Here is a 15733-nt window from a genome sequence, read left to right on the forward strand (position 1 = left end):
ATTATGTTCTATTATTAAAAAAGACCAGATGGGTAACTCCCGCTTCCGCCTTACCAGTTTCTGTATTAAACAACCGTACTTGTATTTCTACCCGTTGCACATCTGGGCTAATTGTGGATTGTGCGCTTTTCTCTACTTGCCAATGCTCACCCTGCTGGGAAAGTTGTTCGGATTGAGTGCCATCCAACCATTCACCTTTAATTTGCATTTCAGCAATTTCATTCTGTGCAACAAACTGAGCTTTCGTTCGTAAAATTGCCTGTGCTGTTGCTTGCGTATATTGCATTGCGACTTTGGTCAATGCAATTGCCGCTGTTGCAAAAATCGCCAAAGCCACCATGACTTCTAATAGTGTAAACCCTTTAGATTTCATTCATTTTACCTAAATGGTCAATTTCAATTTCAGGTCCAATCGGTTGCTGCGCAAAATAAAATTGTATTCTGACAGGTTTAACTTCGCCATTACCCAACCAAATTAACTGGGGTGCCTTAGCATCTAACAAAGTTGAATTCTGTGCCTTATCATATTGATAATCTGTCGATTGTATTTGAAAGCTAACATCTTCCGGTAAAGACTGTATTTTAAAAGCAGAATACTCAGTCCACGTGGGCTGATTCTCAACCATATTTACTTCAGTTTGTGCAGGATGATATTCAACAACGGTATATCGAAAAGGGTTTACATCTGTTGCTGGTTGTACATTCAAAGCCAAAACAAGCGATTGATCGTTCGCCTCACGAGCAATACGTTGCAGATTCATCATGAAAATTTCACGTGCTTGCATGGCTTTACGCTGATCAATTCCACCAAAATTCATCATGATTAATGATGTCACAATAGCGACAACCACAATGACCACCATTACCTCAATCAGTGTAAAACCTCGACTCGAAGCATATTGATGGTATTTCATGATTTAAATGTCTACGAATTGACTTGTTTGGGTAATGCAAGAGCTTGATCAATATAAGCAACACGTAAAGTATCACGCGAGCCAAGATAGCGCTGATAGAAGCTAGAATTCAAAATCGCAGCAGCACCATGAGTCAAAGACCAAATTGACGCCAGATAATCGCGTACAGACATTAAACTCTGAATCGAATCCAAATAGGTTTCTGTCATATTAATAATGAGTCGCAAGCGGTGACGTCGCACTTTGTATAACTCACTGAATAAGTGCTGAATACCTTGCCCTGTAATTGAAAGGCGCTCTTCGATTTGATGAAAAAGGACAGTACGTTCAGGATGATGAAGATGATGAAGCATGAAAAATGCAAGGTGTTCAGGAAATGCTTTTCCCGAATCCATAATCATCTCTAGCAACATTCGCTCATTACGAATAATAAGCAGCATATACAGCTCATCTTTGCTTTGAAAATGTTTGTAGAGTGTGCCTTTGGCTAAATCAAGTTCAGCAGCCAAGGCATCGAGTGTCATGCCTGATTCACCATTTTCTAGCAATAATTGCTCAGCCACTTGAAAAATTAAAGTTTCTCTTGCTCGAAACTGAGCTTGACGATCCATCTTCACTCTACACTCTCTTCAATTCTTATATTCAGTCTAAAGCCACACAATCTATTACTTTAATTGCAGCAAGTTTTCAAAATTTTGTGTGGTAATCAATGCCATTTCTTCCAGTGACTTATCATATACATCAGCCAAAGCTTTGGCTACATATGGCACATATTTTGGCTCATTTGTTTTACCACGATAAGGCACAGGTGCCAGATATGGACTATCCGTTTCAATCAGCACGCGATCTAAAGGAACTTGTTTTGCGACATCTCTTAAATCCTGCGCATTTTTAAAAGAAACAATGCCTGAGAAAGAAATATAATAGCCGCAATCTAAAACAGCTTTCGCTGTCGGCCAGTCCTCTGTAAAACAATGCAAAATACCATGTGTTGATTTTTCTGCACGAATAATATCAATTGTGTCATGTTTCGCTGAACGGGTATGTACCACAACTGGTTTTTTCACAATTTGAGAAGCATGAATATGACGGGCAAAACATTCTTTTTGTGCTTGAACAAAATCGGTACTATGAAAATAATCCAACCCTGTCTCACCGAGTGCCCAAACCTTTTCTGCTTGTGCCAACTCAACTAGATATTCAGTTGTTGCTCGCGCCATGGTCGCCGCATCTTCACATGGATGCACACCCACGGTATAACCCACATCAGCATGTCTTGCTGCAATTTGCGCTAAAGCAATATGGTCATCTAAATCGACCGAGATACCCATGAATTTGGTTACACCTGCTTCGCGGGCTTGTGCCAATGCCATATCCAAATTTCCATCATATGGAGTTAGATCTAGCATAGTTAAATGACAATGAGTGTCTACAAACACAATTTTTTCCTATTTTTCAACCACTTTACATGGTGTAACTATAACGACCTTCAGCTTTAAAGCCTGCCAGAATTTTTTCAGCTTCGGTTTTGAAGTAAACCCCTTTTTCACCCGATAATTGCATACCAAAACCTTGTGGTTTAATGCCATTTTGTTTCTGTGATATCCAAATCACTTTACCCGTTAAGGGAATTTTCTGAGATTGTTCTGGCAATGTCGTGAGTACGAAAACCTCATCACCTAACTTAACTGCTTGTTTTGAAGGAATGAATAAACCGCCGCCTACAACATAAGGCATATACGATTGGTACAAGGTTTCCTTATCTGGAATATTTGCCTGAATAATACCGCCCATACGTGGTTGCATTGTTTTCCCCTTTAAACATTCATTAGTTTTATACACAGTTGATCGAGTACTAAATTTGTTTGTACGTTTTGCTCAATAAACTGTTTGGACTGTTGTAAATCTGAATACAAATTAAAAAGCGTTTCTAAAGAATATTGCTCAGAAAGCTGCACCAATTCCAAATCTATATTTTTTATTGGTTGATTTAGCTTGACACAAATCAGGTCAGCCAACAAGTATTCAAACATGCGACTAAAATCATCAAAGGGCAAGGCTTTCTGCCATTTGGTCGCAATAGCCATAGGCATATTTTTATCCTGTACCAATTTCTGCCAATCATTTAAAAAATCTTGACGTAAATTCAACCATTGACTTTGTGCCAATTCTAGCGCTTGCAAGGGCATATCATTCGACAGATTCAACAACAGCTGCAATTGCTCCGGTGTCAATTCAGAAGCAAGATGTGCTGACAAATACGCCTGAGTTTGTTCTGTACCAATTCGATCCAGCGCAAAATGTTGCAGTCGACTACGAATGGTCGCTGGTAATTTTAAATAATGTTCAGCCATCAAAATAATGACAATACGATCACCCGGCTCTTCTAAGGTTTTTAACAGTGCATTTGCAGATGCCGTGTTTAAAGCTTCGGCGGGTTCAATCACGATCACCCGCCAACCATCTACGGTTTGCTGTACAAATGGCAATAATTCTCGGATTTTTTCAATCTTAATTTTGGCATTTTGCTTTTTATTTTCTTCGTCCGTAGAGATATACACATAATTCGGATGTGTATCCGATTTCAACCACTGACAACTGCCACACTCTCCACAAGGTGCATTATGCAGATGTCGTTGTTGGCACAAAATCCACGCCAAAAAATATTGGGTAAACGCTTCTTTACCGCAGCCTTTTTTGCCATAAAACAATAAACCATGCCCCAACTGCGGGAAACGCCCCGTTAAGGTGTCCCACACATGTTGTTGCCATGAGAAAACTTGTGGTTGAATATCGGTTTGCATCATCAATCAGTCTTATTCAAAATGTGCAACACCCATGCTGTTTAAACGATCCAAGTCCGCTTGCGTATCTACACCTGGCGGTAAATTTGCTTCTGCAATAGCAATGGCAATACGATGTCCATTTTCCAATACACGTAGTTGCTCAAGACTTTCTAGTTTTTCTAAAACACCCATGTCCCAAGTGACATATTCTTGCAATAAACTAACACGATAGGCATATAAACCTAAATGACGAAACGCTTGTTGATGCAGCTCTGGATGACTCAGTTTAGCTCCATCTCTGTCATAAGGAATTGTCGCACGACTGAAATAAAGTGCCTGATTAAACTTAGACTTGACCACCTTTACGATGCTGTCACGCTGAAATTCATCTAGACTATGTATTGGCTCACACAAAGTGGACATTGAACAATCTGGTTGAGCAACCAAAAGCTCCGCCACCTGCTTCACCAATGTCGCAGGCAATAATGGCTCATCACCCTGCACATTCACAATAATATCGTCTTTATCCCAACCTTTTAAACGTGCCACTTCACTTAAACGGTCTGTACCCGATGGGTGGTCTGCACTGGTCAGTACAACATCAACACCTTCCGCACGACACACTTCAGCTATACGCGCATCGTCTGTCGCCACACACAAATCATCAAAACCTTGCACTTTTTTTGCTTGATCAACCACACGTAAAATCATTGGACGACCATGAATTTCCAATAATGGTTTACCTGGTAATCTTGAACTGGAAAAACGCGCAGGAATGACGATATGCTTCATAATTTACTCTTATTCAATTGAAATGCCTAAATCAGACAATTGCTGATTGAGCACACGATAACATGCACTTGAAAGTACAGCTTCAACGGGCACTACCCAAATTTCACGATTAAAATCTGGATGATGTTTTAAAATTGGCAGCAGTTTAACTGCATCTTTTTCCGTAGTAATAATCGGATTGGTATCTTCAAACTGTAAATCTGTTAGATCATAATCATAATGATCTGGAAATTCGTGGCACTGAAACTGTTGCACACCTAAAGACTCAAGCGTACGGTAAAAACGCTGCGGAAAGCCAATCCCTACAACGGCATAAAAATCTTGTTTAGGATCAAATGTTCGCGCTTCATAGGCATTCAGCAAGTAAGGTGTTGCAACTTCTAAGTGCATATTCAGCTCTGTTTCAGGCTGAGCAGCATGTTCAATCACTGTTCCAGTATTTAAACGGCTTTTCGGTTCACGTAAATAACCTTCAGGCAACAATTTTTCATTACCTAAACCACGATTACGATCTAATACAATCCATTCAAGTTGTCGTGCAAGCGCGTGATGTTGTAAACCATCATCACTAATAATGAGATCTAGCTCATGCTTAGCCAACAACAGCTCTATGCTTTGTTGACGATTTGACCCCACTGCCATCGCAGCGCCAGTAGATTGTACAATCAGACACGGTTCGTCACCCACTTGATCTGGTGTAGCATCCAACCCTACATATGCAGGGAATGGCCCTTTGCCACCATAACCGCGACTAATAATTCCTACGCGTACATTTTGGGACTGTAAGTAATTCACTAAATGGATTAAGAGCGGTGTTTTTCCACTTCCCCCCACAGTAATGTTACCAATAATCATGACTGGCACTGGTGCTGTATAAACTGATTTTATCCCTTTTTCATAAAGCTTTTGATTCACCCAAAAACCAAAATGATACAAGCATGACAAAGGACGTAGCACAATTAACCACTTTGCTTGTCTATTCCAAGCATTTTGAATAAGTTGTGCCACCGACATGCTTAATTTTCCTCAAAATTACGTTGATGTAACTGGAAGTATGCACCACGTTTTTCGATTAACTCTACGTGAGAGCCGTGCTCAACAATACGCCCCTGATCCATCACCACAATTCGATCAGCATTCTCAATGGTTGATAATCGATGTGCAATAACAATCGTAGTACGGTTTTGCATTGCTGAATCAAACGCTCGCTGAATAAAGTATTCCGATTCGTTATCTAATGCACTAGTTGCTTCATCTAAAATTAAAATCGGTGCATTTTTCAAAATCGCACGTGCAATTGCAATTCGTTGTCTTTGCCCACCCGATAAATTTAAGCCTTGCGCACCAAGTTGTGTAGCATAACCTTGTGGTAATGCCATAATAAAATCATGTGCATAAGCGGCTTTTGCAGCAGCAATCACTTGCTCATCAGTTGCATCTTGCAATAAACCATAGGCAATATTTTCACGCACTGTACGGTTAAATAACACAACTTGCTGATTCACCATCGCAATTTGCGAACGCAAACAATTCACTTCGATGTCATCAATTGGATATTGATCCAACAATAGCTGACCCGAACTTAACTCTTGAAAACGTGGCAACAAGTTGACTAAAGATGTTTTACCTGCACCCGACCGTCCAACCAATGCAACCGTTTCACCTGCTTTAACCTGCAGATTAAAATCATGAATGGCATGATGACCATCAGAATAAACCAAGTTAACATCCTTAAACTGGATATTACCTTGTAATACTGGTGTTAAAGTCCCCGTATTTTCTTCTTCTGGTAAATCAATTAATTCAAAAACTGAATGCGCAGCCGCCATACCACGTTGCAGTTTTTCATTCACATCGGTTAAAGCTTTAATTGGCTTACTTAGCATACCTGCAGCAGTAATATAGGCAACGAATTCGCCCGCTGTGGTATCTCGCAAAATTTCAGGACGCAAGGCAATCCACATAATAATACTCATAGCAATGGACATAATGAACTGCACTACTGGGCTGTTCAACTGCTGTACCACAACCATTTTCAAACCACGTTTTAGGTTTTCAACTGATGTCGCTTTAAAACGCTCTTGTTCATAAGCTTGTCCACCAAAACCTTTCACCACCACATTACCATTGACCGTTTCTTGCACGACATGGTTAACGTCACCCATCGTGTCTTGCACTTGTAATGACAATTTACGCATACGTTTTGATGCTTTACGAATCAACAAACCAATTAATGGCGCGAAAATCAGAATAATTAAGGTTAAGCGCCAGTTGGTATAAATCAAATATCCCAACAACCCCAAGGTAATTAAGCCCTGTTGAACAATGGTCTTTAGCGATTCAGATGAAGCAGCGGTGAGCTGCTCCACGTTATACATAATTTTGGCGGTAATGTGTCCACTGGTATTGTCTAAGTAGTATTGCGAAGGCAAACGTAATAGCTTGGCAAACACTTCCTGACGAATATCAAAAACTAAATTTCGTGAAATAACCGCCGTAAAATAGCCACCAATGAAGGAGCCTACACCTCGAAAGAACATCAATAACACAACCAAAAATGGGATAAGGTTGGTAAAACCCTGATCCCGATGTTGAATGGCTGTAATAATTTTTTCCAGCAACTTGGCAATTGATACTTCGGTTGCTGCGTTAATAGCAAAACCAATGACGATTAAAATCGCTACGCCCCAAAATCGCTTCAGATAGCTCAGAAGACGCAGATAGACCTTGAAATCCTGATTCACTAATAACCTCGAGATGGTACTTTGGTACTGATATTAATATTCACAAAACCGAGTTGCCCTGCAACATCCATGACACGGATGACATCTTGATGCGTAGCTTTTGCATCAGCAGCAATCACAAACATTAAATCACGTCGCTCATTAGAGATCTGTTTAATTGCAGTACTTAAATCAGCAACTTCTTTACTCGATAAGGCCTGTCCATTCACGGCATAGTGCCCTGAAGAGTCCACAATCACTTCAATCTTTTGATTGTATTGCTTCGGTGGAACGCCTTGCGCATCGGGCAACGTCAGGTTCATGCGACTAAACTGATTAAATGTGGTCGATAACAGTAAAAACACCAAGATAAACAATAAACAGTCAATCATTGGTGTCAAATTAATATGAATATCTTCAACTTGCCTACGCTTGAATTTCATATTTCACCTTAGCCTGCTTTACGAAGTTCTTGCTCTTCAACAGCAGAGTTTTGGTAGTAAAGTGCTGCATGAAATAAGGTAGATTGCTGCTCTAATTCTGCTACATATTCCTGTACCAAACGCTGAAAATAACGATAGGCAAATAAAGCTGGAATTGCGATCAACATGCCCGCAGCTGTGGTAATTAAAGCTTTTGAAATCCCTGGAATCATCATGGTTGGGTTACTGTTGCTTCCCATATCAATTACTAAAAAGGATTCAATAATCCCCACAACTGTTCCCAATAATCCCAAGAGTGGCGCAACCGCACTTAAAGTGCCTAAGAAATTAATATTTTTTTCTAAAAAACCAATTTCTTGTGATGCTGTTGCTTCCATTTGCGCACGTGCATATTGCTCTGTTTGCTTTTGGCTATTTAAACCAGAAACTAAAATGCGTCCTAGACTACTTAACTGCAAGTTTTGATTATTTTGTAATTGTTGTACGACTTGATGTACATCCTGCCCACCACTCAACAACAACTCTTTTGGTAATACCATTGAACGTTTCAAACGAATAAAACGCTCAATCGTGATCGCTACTGTAAAAATGGAACACAAAACCAGTGGAATCATTAACCATCCACCAGCTTTTACTAATTCCCACATTATTCTTCCCCAAGAATTTTAAAATATTAATCAGCTAAACAAATATTCAAAATACCATCCAACTCATCGAGTGAATGATAATGAATCACGAGTTTGCCTTTACCCTGTTTATTATGATCAATTTTTACATCTGCACTAAAGCGCTCAGCTAAACGCTGTGTAAGCTGCTGTAAATCTGGTGCAATGTCAGTTTTCGCTTTTTCAGTTTTTGGTGCAGTCAAATCACGTACAAGTTGCTCTGTTTGACGTACCGATAAGCTTTTAGCAATCACCAACTCTGCGACTTTTATTTGTTCTTTTGCCTTCAAAGTCAGAATTGCTCGCGCATGCCCCATATCAAGTTGACCTTGTTGCATCAGATCTTTGACAGATTCAGCCAGCGTCAACAAACGCAACAAATTACTCACTGTGGTACGTGCTTTACCCACAGTGTCTGCAATTTCTTGATGACTTAAACCAAATTCATCATGGAAGCGCTGTAAGGCAAGTGCTTGATCAATTGGGTTCAAATCTTGACGTTGAATGTTTTCAATCAACGCCAAAGCAATTGCGACTTGATCATTCAAATCACGAACTAATGCTGGAATTTCAGTCAATCCCGCCAATTGAGCTGCACGCCAACGACGCTCACCCGCAATGATCTCGTACGGGTACTCTTCATCGGCAATCGGACGAATCACAATCGGTTGCATCACGCCATGCTTTTTAATGGATGCAGCCAATTCTTGTAAATCATTTTCCTGAATAAATCGACGCGGTTGATATTCGCCACGTCTAAGCAAATTAACATCAATTTGTTTTAGCTGACCATGATCTAATGCTTGCACTTCAAGTTGTAGTTTTTCTTTTTGGATTGACCCAAGTAAGGCATCCAAACCACGACCTTTGGCAAGTCCGCGTTTTTTTAAGGTCATGCTTTACTTCCTTTCTTCACTTTGCTTTTCTTTAAAATCTCAGCTGCTAAATTTAAATAGGCAACTGCACCCTTGGAACTTTTTTCAAAATAAATAATCGGTAAACCGTGAGCAGGTGCTTCAGCCAAACGTACATTACGCGGAATCACACAATCATATAGCTTTTTACCAAAATACTGCTCTAATTCAGCTGATACATCACGGGTTAAAGCATTACGACCGTCATACATGGTGCGTAACACACCCACAACTTCTAACTGCGGATTCAAAGCTTGTTGAATACGGTCAATGGTCTGAGTTAAGTCTGCCAAGCCTTCTAATGCATAATATTCACATTGCATTGGAATAATGACACCTTGAACGGCAGCTAATGCATTTACTGTAATTAAGCTTAAACTTGGCGCACAGTCCACAATAATATAATCAAATGCATGATCAATACTTTGTAAAGCATCACGCAAAATGAACTCACGACCTTCTTGCTCGGCAATTGCAAGCTCTACACCCGCCAAATCTCGGTTTGCCCCAAGAACTTTATAACCTACTTCTGCTTTGGTAATTGCCGTTTCAATTGGCACTTCACCCAAAAGTACATCTGTTACTGAATATAATAGGTCATTCTTTTGAATGCCTGACCCCATTGTGGCGTTACCCTGTGAATCCATGTCCACAAGTAAAACTCTTTTTTTCAGCACGGCTAATGATGCTGCCAAATTAACTGCGGTTGTGGTTTTCCCTACACCACCTTTTTGGTTCGCAATCGCAATAATTTGAGCCATGGTAACCCCAGTCCTTCGAAAATAATTAAATCTGTTTCAATAATAATAAATGGCGCTGCTCATCTAATCGAGGTACTTTTAACTCAATCACTTCACAACTATATTCATCTTTTAACGCGATAATTTCATCTTGAGGAATCAAACCTTTCATTGATGCAATGATGCTCTTTTCATGCATATATGGCTTAGATGCAGTTACAAAGTCAGTCAGCGAAGCAAATGCTCGACTGGTAATGACATCAAACTTTCCTAAATTTTGAATACTACCTTCATCTTCAACACGCGTTTGTACAGCAACCACATTTTTTAATTTTAAGTCTGCAATAAACTGCTTTAAGAAACGAATTTTTTTACCGTTCGAGTCTAATAACACACAGCTACGTTCAGGCTGACATAATGCAATGATCATGCCTGGCATACCACCACCAGTACCAATATCGAGCAAGCGACCTTCTGGCAAGTCTTTTAAAATACTGAGGCTATCAAGCAAATGCTTGACCAGCATTTCTTTAGGATCACGAATTGCTGTCAAGTTATACGCCTTATTCCAAAGGACTAAAGCGTCTTGGTATTTGAGTAATAAATTTAAAGTCTCTTCGCTGAGCTCTAAACCTAAAGTTTGACTACCCTGCTTTAGTTCTTGAAAAAACATGTGCATATACAATTAACGTCTCGAAAATGTTAGGTGAAGTATACCGATTTATCCATGAAGTCATAGTGGCTTGTGCTTAGTGAATATTCACTTAAGCATACATGCCTTGTCGAATCTGCAAATCTAGAGCAGTTAAACGCTCTGGCGTGCCCACATCAACCCATGAAGCATGCATTTTTTCTGCAGAAACTCGACCATCCAGCATCGCCTGTTTCAATAAAGGCGCCAAAGGACGTTTACCATTTTCCAAGCCAGCAAACATCTGCGGATGTAAAACAGCCACACCACTATAGGTTAAATCTTCGCCTTGCTGTGCTTGTTCAAAAGTATATGCTCGTCCATTCACCAATGTGAAATCACCCTGTAAATGCTGTGGGGGATTTTTCACAAAGACCAAATGCGCCAAATCCTGATCAAGTTGTATTTCCAGTAATGAAGCAAAGTCAAAGGTCGTCCAGACATCACCATTGACTAGAATAAAAGGTTCTGTTCCCAATAAAGGCAATGCATTAATAATGCCACCCGCTGTTTCTAAACCTTCTTCTTCGCGTGTCCACAAAATATTTACACCAAATTGCGAGCCATCACCTAATGCACCAATCAACACATCAGCCAACCATGCAGAATTGATCACGATGTCTGTCACACCAATTTCTTTGAGTTTTTCAATATGCCATACAATCAGTGGCTTACCACCAACTTCGAGTAAAGGCTTAGGTTTATACAGCGTTAAGGGACGCATCCGATTGCCCAATCCCGCAGCTAAAATCATGGCTTTCATGCAGCAACGACCTCGTATTTGCCATATTTTTGTTCAAATTTTGGCATAACTTTAACCCGAATGAACTGCATAAATGGTTGTAATTCTGCATATGGCTTGCTTTCTTCCAGCAAATACCACATCACTCGCGGTAAATCTTTGAGATACCCCGATTTTCCATCGCGTTCAAACAAACGTACAAAAATGCCTAAAATCTTGATGTGGCGCTGAATCGCCATTAGGTCTGCATCTTGCTTAAACTGCTCAAAGTCACGACCTTCTTTCGCAGAAACAGGCAATAAGTCATAAAACACTTTAAACCAACCATACACGCGCACAGGATCCCACTGTACATAAGCATCACGCGTAATTGAAATTAGATCATAAGTATCTGCACCAATCACCGCATCTTGAAAGTCGATCACACCTTGCTCTTGCTCGTCTGCCAAAAGCATGAGATTACGACTATGGAAATCACGATGTACAATCACTTGTGGCTGGGCCAAAGCAGCATTAGCTAAAATCGCAAATGTTCTTTTAATCAGCGCAGATTCCTCTTCCGAAGGTTGAATCTGTAAACTTGGCAGCAGCCAATCGGTTAATAACGACATTTCAGTCATTAACTTTTCATAAGAATATGCGGGGAAATGTCCCTCACCATTAATTGACTGTAATTGAATCAACTGTTTAAAGCTTTGCTCATAATGTGCATCGACGGTGTTTTCATCTAACTGGGTTGATAACAACACATCGCCAAAATCTTCAAGCAACAACAGACCTTGCTCTAAATCTTTCGCCACAATATGGGGTACACGTACACCATGTGCATCAAAAAATTCATCAATCGACACAAAAGGTACACAATCTTCTTTCTCAGGAGGTGCATCCATCAACATAAATGTTTTATGATTCAAATTGATTCGTGCATAACGACGGAAGCTGGCATCACCTGCTAAAAAATTAATTTCAAATTGATCTGAACCAAGTACAGATGTAATCCATGTTTGTATCAATTGTTCACGTTGTGTATTCATTTGCGATAAATTCTAATACAGGCTGAGTTTTTAAAGTGCTAAGTGTAGCCACTTATCAACTTTTTCTCTATGATGCGACAATAATTAATTGCGATTAAGCATACTTGGTTAATGATACAAATGAAGCATCAGTTTAAATTCAATCCTTTAGCGACTGCTATTTTCAGCCTCTTATGCGGAAGCTCGATTACGGCATACGCAGATACATCTAATACTGTTTCATCCCTAACCAATGAACAACTGAAAGCAAGTATAAATGAAGCCTATGCGGGGCAGCATTTTTTTGAACAATACTATGTCGACAAATCTGCACCTGAAGCACAGCAACGCCAGGGGAAATCACTAAGTGCAGCTTATTGTCAAGGAGCTTGGGTCACTCCAATTGCTTCAAACACAACAGCGGTTGATCCAAGCAAAGCAACATCCGTGGTTACGGCCGATTATGGTCATTATGACCCGAACGGTGATTCTGTTCTTGAAGGTAATGTTCTGATAGATCAAGAAGGACGTCAAATTCGTGCCGATAAAATTACCATTGATAAAACACAAACTTTCGCCAATGCGCAAGGACGTGTGCAAATGGCGCAAGCTGGTCTTTTGGCGCAAAGTGACCAAATCAATTATAATTTGAAAACCCAACAGGGTGATTTAAATAACAGTTACTACATTGCCGAAGAACAACATGCACATGGTCATGCAGCCAAAATTGCTCGCACCTCTGAAAATGTTGTCGTATTAAGCAATGCCACCTATAGCACTTGCCCACCAGAACAAAAACCAACTTGGAAAATTCAAGCCAATACAATTGAATTGAATCAAGACACTGGACGTGGTGTTACCAAAGGCACTAAGTTATATGTGAAGGATGTTCCTGTTTTAGCTGTACCATATTTCAACTTTCCGATTGATGACCGTCGAACTACAGGAATTCTGACTCCTGGTTTTGGCTATACCAACGATGGTGGTATCGAGTTTTCAGTTCCTGTTTATTTAAACCTTGCACCGAATTATGATGCCACACTGACACCACGCTATATGAGCGACCGTGGCGCCATGATAGATGCTGAGTTCCGTTATTTAACAGAAAACTTTGGTGAAGGTAAAATTTGGGGTGGCTATTTACCTTCAGATGAGAGCTATAAAAATCAGGATCGTAAAGATTTGCACGTTATCCACAAATGGCAAATCAACGACAGCTTCTCAACCAACCTTGAATACAACTATGCATCGGATAAAGACTACTTTACCGACCTAAATAATAATCCAAACACCAAAACCGACCTGAACTTACGCCGCGCTTGGGAACTTAATTACAAAAACGGCATCCCAGGTCTGACGGCTCAGCTAAAAGTCGAAGATTTCCAGACCTTAGATAAATCAGTTTCCGATGAAAAGCGTCCTTACGCGCGTTTACCTCAATTCTTACTCACCTACAAAGGTGGAAATCCACAAGGTTTCCAGTATGAATTTAATAACGACACTGCTTATTTCAAAAAGAATATTGGCAGTACAACCTCAGCAACTTCAGAACCAAGCGGCACAAGGTTCTATAACGATTTTGCTGTACGCTACAATTACCGCAATCCTTGGTCGTTTGTTATCCCAGAAGTATCGGTACGCAGTATTAATACCTTCTACGACCAAGACACGATTACAGCACAGCAGAATCAGACCACAAGTGTCAGTAATGCTGACCAAAACAAATCTGTCGTCGTTCCGCAATTTAGCTTGGACACTGGTTTAACATTCGAAAAAGATGGCAAATACTTACAAACCATTACACCACGTGCCTTCTATGCATATTCGCCTTATGAAAATCAAGCGGATTATCCAAACTTCGACACTATTAGCGCCTCAATCAACTATGATCAATTGTTTAGTTCAAGACGTTTCTATGGTCATGACCGTTTAGAGGACAACAATTTCTTATCATTGGGCTTAAGTTATAGCTTATTTGATGATATTGGCTTAGAACGCATCAAAGCGAGCGTAGGCCAAAGTTTCTATTTTGATGATCGCCGAGTCACTTTAGATGGCACAACAGATGAGTTAAATACAGAATCACATACGGGCCCAATCGTTAGTCTTTCAAGCCAACTCTCGCAGCATTATCGTGTAAGCGCCAACTCAGCTTGGATGGCAAATGGAGACAATGCTCAACGTGATGTGCAAATTTACTACATGGGCGACCAAGGGAATATTTATAGTGCAGGTTATTTCTATCGCAAGGAAATTGCTAACCGCCAAGATAAATATGACCAATTTGTTGCATCATTTATACAACCTATTCACAACAACTGGCGTATTATGGGCCACGCTCAATATGACATGGACAATAATGTTGCGCGTGAATACTTACTCGGTGTGAATTACGAATCGTGCTGTTGGGGGCTTTCTCTCTACGGACGTTCTTACTACAACGACTTGGATGATGTAAGCGATTCTAGCGTTAAACCAAAACGTGCTTTTATGGCTGAAATTAACCTGAAAGGTTTAGCTGGTTTTAATAATAAACTGGCATCCATGCTTGAAAATCGAATTTTAGGTTACGATCATATTAATTAGGCTCTAGACTAGCAGACTAGTTATGTTGGTCTGTAATCATGATTAAAAACAGTAAATTAAGCCACTACAAGATTAAAAAAATCATTCAATGCTTTTGCATTGATATACCCGCTTCTAAAACTGCATTATTACTCAATTTAAATCGTAATACGATCAACTATTGGTACATGCTTTTTAGGGAAGCTATTTATGATCATCAAACAGATTTAAGAACTAAATTTGTAGGTTCTATTGAAGTGGATGAAAGCTATTTTGGCGCTAAACGACAACGTGGTTTTCATGGGAAGTTAAAACGTGGTCGTGGCACTTTAAAACAACCCGTATTTGGAATATTTGAACGGGATGGGCGTGTTTATACTGAAATCGTTCCTGACTGTAAAATGAAGACTTTACAAAAGGTTATCTTAGGTAAGGTGGCACTAGAAAGTGTCATTTATAGTGATGGATGGCGAGGCTATAATGGTCTAGTTGATGTTGGTTATTCAAAGCATTTCAGGGTAAATCACGGAGCAAATGAGTTTGCTAGAGGACAATGTCACATAAATGGAATAGAATCATTTTGGAGTTTCTGTAAACGAAGATTATCCAAGTTCAATGGTATCTCAAAAGATTATTTTGACTACCATCTGAAGGAGTCTGAATGGCGTTGGATGAGAGAACCTAATGAGTTAGCAACTGAGTTGTGGAACATCATTAGATAAAATTAAGTATAAATCTGCTAGTC

Annotated in this window: 18 protein-coding genes; 2 read left to right on the plus strand and 16 right to left on the minus strand. The window is 39.9% G+C overall.

The features are described from left to right. Position 1: 1 nt before the first annotated feature. From gspI to C3F34_RS17750, 16 genes are all read right to left on the minus strand, one after another. Positions 2-373, minus strand: a complete 372-nt coding sequence (gene gspI, locus C3F34_RS17675; protein WP_104442219.1) for a type II secretion system minor pseudopilin GspI — start codon at positions 371-373, stop codon at positions 2-4. Next, the gene (locus tag C3F34_RS17680) at positions 363-914 is read right to left on the minus strand and encodes a prepilin-type N-terminal cleavage/methylation domain-containing protein (protein WP_104442220.1); all 552 of its coding nucleotides are present in this window, start codon (positions 912-914) and stop codon (positions 363-365) included. Before C3F34_RS17680 ends, gspI begins: the two co-directional genes overlap by 11 nt. 11 nt (positions 915-925) lie before the next feature. Further along, positions 926-1525 (minus strand): TetR/AcrR family transcriptional regulator, encoded by a 600-nt coding sequence (locus tag C3F34_RS17685; protein WP_016167682.1) that lies wholly within the window; start codon positions 1523-1525, stop codon positions 926-928. A gap of 54 nt (positions 1526-1579) precedes the next feature. After that, a complete protein-coding gene (locus tag C3F34_RS17690) occupies positions 1580-2353 on the minus strand; it encodes a TatD family hydrolase (protein ID WP_044740034.1) in 774 nt (257 codons plus the stop codon). 25 nt (positions 2354-2378) lie between these two features. Next, the gene (locus tag C3F34_RS17695; protein ID WP_016167680.1) at positions 2379-2720 is read right to left on the minus strand and encodes a PilZ domain-containing protein; all 342 of its coding nucleotides are present in this window, start codon (positions 2718-2720) and stop codon (positions 2379-2381) included. A gap of 11 nt (positions 2721-2731) precedes the next feature. Beyond that, positions 2732-3718, minus strand: coding sequence for a DNA polymerase III subunit delta' (locus C3F34_RS17700; RefSeq protein ID WP_104442382.1), 987 nt, complete (start codon positions 3716-3718; stop codon positions 2732-2734). A 12-nt stretch (positions 3719-3730) separates the two neighbouring features. Continuing rightward, a complete protein-coding gene (gene kdsB, locus C3F34_RS17705; RefSeq protein ID WP_104442221.1) occupies positions 3731-4492 on the minus strand; it encodes a 3-deoxy-manno-octulosonate cytidylyltransferase in 762 nt (253 codons plus the stop codon). A gap of 9 nt (positions 4493-4501) precedes the next feature. After that, complete coding sequence (gene lpxK, locus C3F34_RS17710) at positions 4502-5506, minus strand: tetraacyldisaccharide 4'-kinase (protein ID WP_044740036.1); 1005 nt, start codon at positions 5504-5506, stop codon at positions 4502-4504. Between the two features lie 2 nt (positions 5507-5508). Next, complete coding sequence (gene msbA, locus C3F34_RS17715; protein ID WP_044740037.1) at positions 5509-7236, minus strand: lipid A export permease/ATP-binding protein MsbA; 1728 nt, start codon at positions 7234-7236, stop codon at positions 5509-5511. Further along, a complete protein-coding gene (locus C3F34_RS17720) occupies positions 7236-7658 on the minus strand; it encodes an ExbD/TolR family protein (protein WP_016167675.1) in 423 nt (140 codons plus the stop codon). Before C3F34_RS17720 ends, msbA begins: the two co-directional genes overlap by 1 nt. An 8-nt stretch (positions 7659-7666) precedes the next feature. Next, positions 7667-8305, minus strand: coding sequence for a MotA/TolQ/ExbB proton channel family protein (locus C3F34_RS17725; protein ID WP_044740038.1), 639 nt, complete (start codon positions 8303-8305; stop codon positions 7667-7669). A gap of 26 nt (positions 8306-8331) precedes the next feature. Next, complete coding sequence (locus tag C3F34_RS17730) at positions 8332-9219, minus strand: ParB/RepB/Spo0J family partition protein (RefSeq protein WP_044740039.1); 888 nt, start codon at positions 9217-9219, stop codon at positions 8332-8334. Then, entirely contained in the window at positions 9216-9998 is a 783-nt protein-coding gene (locus C3F34_RS17735) for a ParA family protein (RefSeq protein ID WP_016167672.1), read from the minus strand. The genes C3F34_RS17730 and C3F34_RS17735 overlap by 4 nt, the downstream gene beginning before the upstream one ends. Before the next feature lie 25 nt (positions 9999-10023). Continuing rightward, entirely contained in the window at positions 10024-10656 is a 633-nt protein-coding gene (gene rsmG, locus C3F34_RS17740; protein WP_104442222.1) for a 16S rRNA (guanine(527)-N(7))-methyltransferase RsmG, read from the minus strand. Positions 10657-10741: 85 nt separating this feature from the next. Then, positions 10742-11431 carry an N-acetylmuramate alpha-1-phosphate uridylyltransferase MurU gene (gene murU, locus C3F34_RS17745; RefSeq protein ID WP_016167670.1) on the minus strand — a complete coding sequence of 230 codons (690 nt, stop codon included), beginning with the start codon at positions 11429-11431 and terminating at the stop codon, positions 10742-10744. Further along, positions 11428-12444, minus strand: coding sequence for an aminoglycoside phosphotransferase family protein (locus tag C3F34_RS17750; RefSeq protein ID WP_016167669.1), 1017 nt, complete (start codon positions 12442-12444; stop codon positions 11428-11430). Before C3F34_RS17750 ends, murU begins: the two co-directional genes overlap by 4 nt. A 120-nt stretch (positions 12445-12564) precedes the next feature. On the opposite strand from C3F34_RS17750, the gene C3F34_RS17755 reads away from it, so the two are divergent. Both C3F34_RS17755 and C3F34_RS17760 read left to right on the plus strand, forming a co-directional pair. Continuing rightward, positions 12565-15009: an LPS-assembly protein LptD gene (locus tag C3F34_RS17755; RefSeq protein ID WP_104442223.1), complete on the plus strand. Its 2445-nt coding sequence runs from the start codon at positions 12565-12567 to the stop codon at positions 15007-15009. Positions 15010-15047: 38 nt separating this feature from the next. Next, entirely contained in the window at positions 15048-15710 is a 663-nt protein-coding gene (locus C3F34_RS17760) for an IS1595 family transposase (RefSeq protein WP_104440784.1), read from the plus strand. Positions 15711-15733 lie beyond the last annotated feature (23 nt).

It is taken from the genome of Acinetobacter sp. ACNIH2 (assembly GCF_002934965.1).
Taxonomy (GTDB): domain Bacteria; phylum Pseudomonadota; class Gammaproteobacteria; order Pseudomonadales; family Moraxellaceae; genus Acinetobacter; species Acinetobacter tandoii.

What these genes read in the sequence shown, in the direction of transcription:
- C3F34_RS17760 (WP_104440784.1), top strand. Translation starts at nt 15,048, where the DNA reads ATGATTAAAAACAGTAAATTAAGCCACTACAAGATTAAAAAAATCATT.
- lpxK (WP_044740036.1), bottom strand. Translation starts at nt 5,506, where the DNA reads ATGTCGGTGGCACAACTTATTCAAAATGCTTGGAATAGACAAGCAAAG.
- C3F34_RS17730 (WP_044740039.1), bottom strand. Translation starts at nt 9,219, where the DNA reads ATGACCTTAAAAAAACGCGGACTTGCCAAAGGTCGTGGTTTGGATGCC.
- C3F34_RS17680 (WP_104442220.1), bottom strand. Translation starts at nt 914, where the DNA reads ATGAAATACCATCAATATGCTTCGAGTCGAGGTTTTACACTGATTGAG.
- C3F34_RS17700 (WP_104442382.1), bottom strand. Translation starts at nt 3,718, where the DNA reads ATGCAAACCGATATTCAACCACAAGTTTTCTCATGGCAACAACATGTG.
- C3F34_RS17720 (WP_016167675.1), bottom strand. Translation starts at nt 7,658, where the DNA reads ATGAAATTCAAGCGTAGGCAAGTTGAAGATATTCATATTAATTTGACA.
- C3F34_RS17755 (WP_104442223.1), top strand. Translation starts at nt 12,565, where the DNA reads ATGAAGCATCAGTTTAAATTCAATCCTTTAGCGACTGCTATTTTCAGC.
- rsmG (WP_104442222.1), bottom strand. Translation starts at nt 10,656, where the DNA reads ATGCACATGTTTTTTCAAGAACTAAAGCAGGGTAGTCAAACTTTAGGT.
- gspI (WP_104442219.1), bottom strand. Translation starts at nt 373, where the DNA reads ATGAAATCTAAAGGGTTTACACTATTAGAAGTCATGGTGGCTTTGGCG.
- C3F34_RS17685 (WP_016167682.1), bottom strand. Translation starts at nt 1,525, where the DNA reads ATGGATCGTCAAGCTCAGTTTCGAGCAAGAGAAACTTTAATTTTTCAA.
- C3F34_RS17735 (WP_016167672.1), bottom strand. Translation starts at nt 9,998, where the DNA reads ATGGCTCAAATTATTGCGATTGCGAACCAAAAAGGTGGTGTAGGGAAA.
- murU (WP_016167670.1), bottom strand. Translation starts at nt 11,431, where the DNA reads ATGAAAGCCATGATTTTAGCTGCGGGATTGGGCAATCGGATGCGTCCC.
- C3F34_RS17750 (WP_016167669.1), bottom strand. Translation starts at nt 12,444, where the DNA reads ATGAATACACAACGTGAACAATTGATACAAACATGGATTACATCTGTA.
- kdsB (WP_104442221.1), bottom strand. Translation starts at nt 4,492, where the DNA reads ATGAAGCATATCGTCATTCCTGCGCGTTTTTCCAGTTCAAGATTACCA.
- C3F34_RS17695 (WP_016167680.1), bottom strand. Translation starts at nt 2,720, where the DNA reads ATGCAACCACGTATGGGCGGTATTATTCAGGCAAATATTCCAGATAAG.
- C3F34_RS17725 (WP_044740038.1), bottom strand. Translation starts at nt 8,305, where the DNA reads ATGTGGGAATTAGTAAAAGCTGGTGGATGGTTAATGATTCCACTGGTT.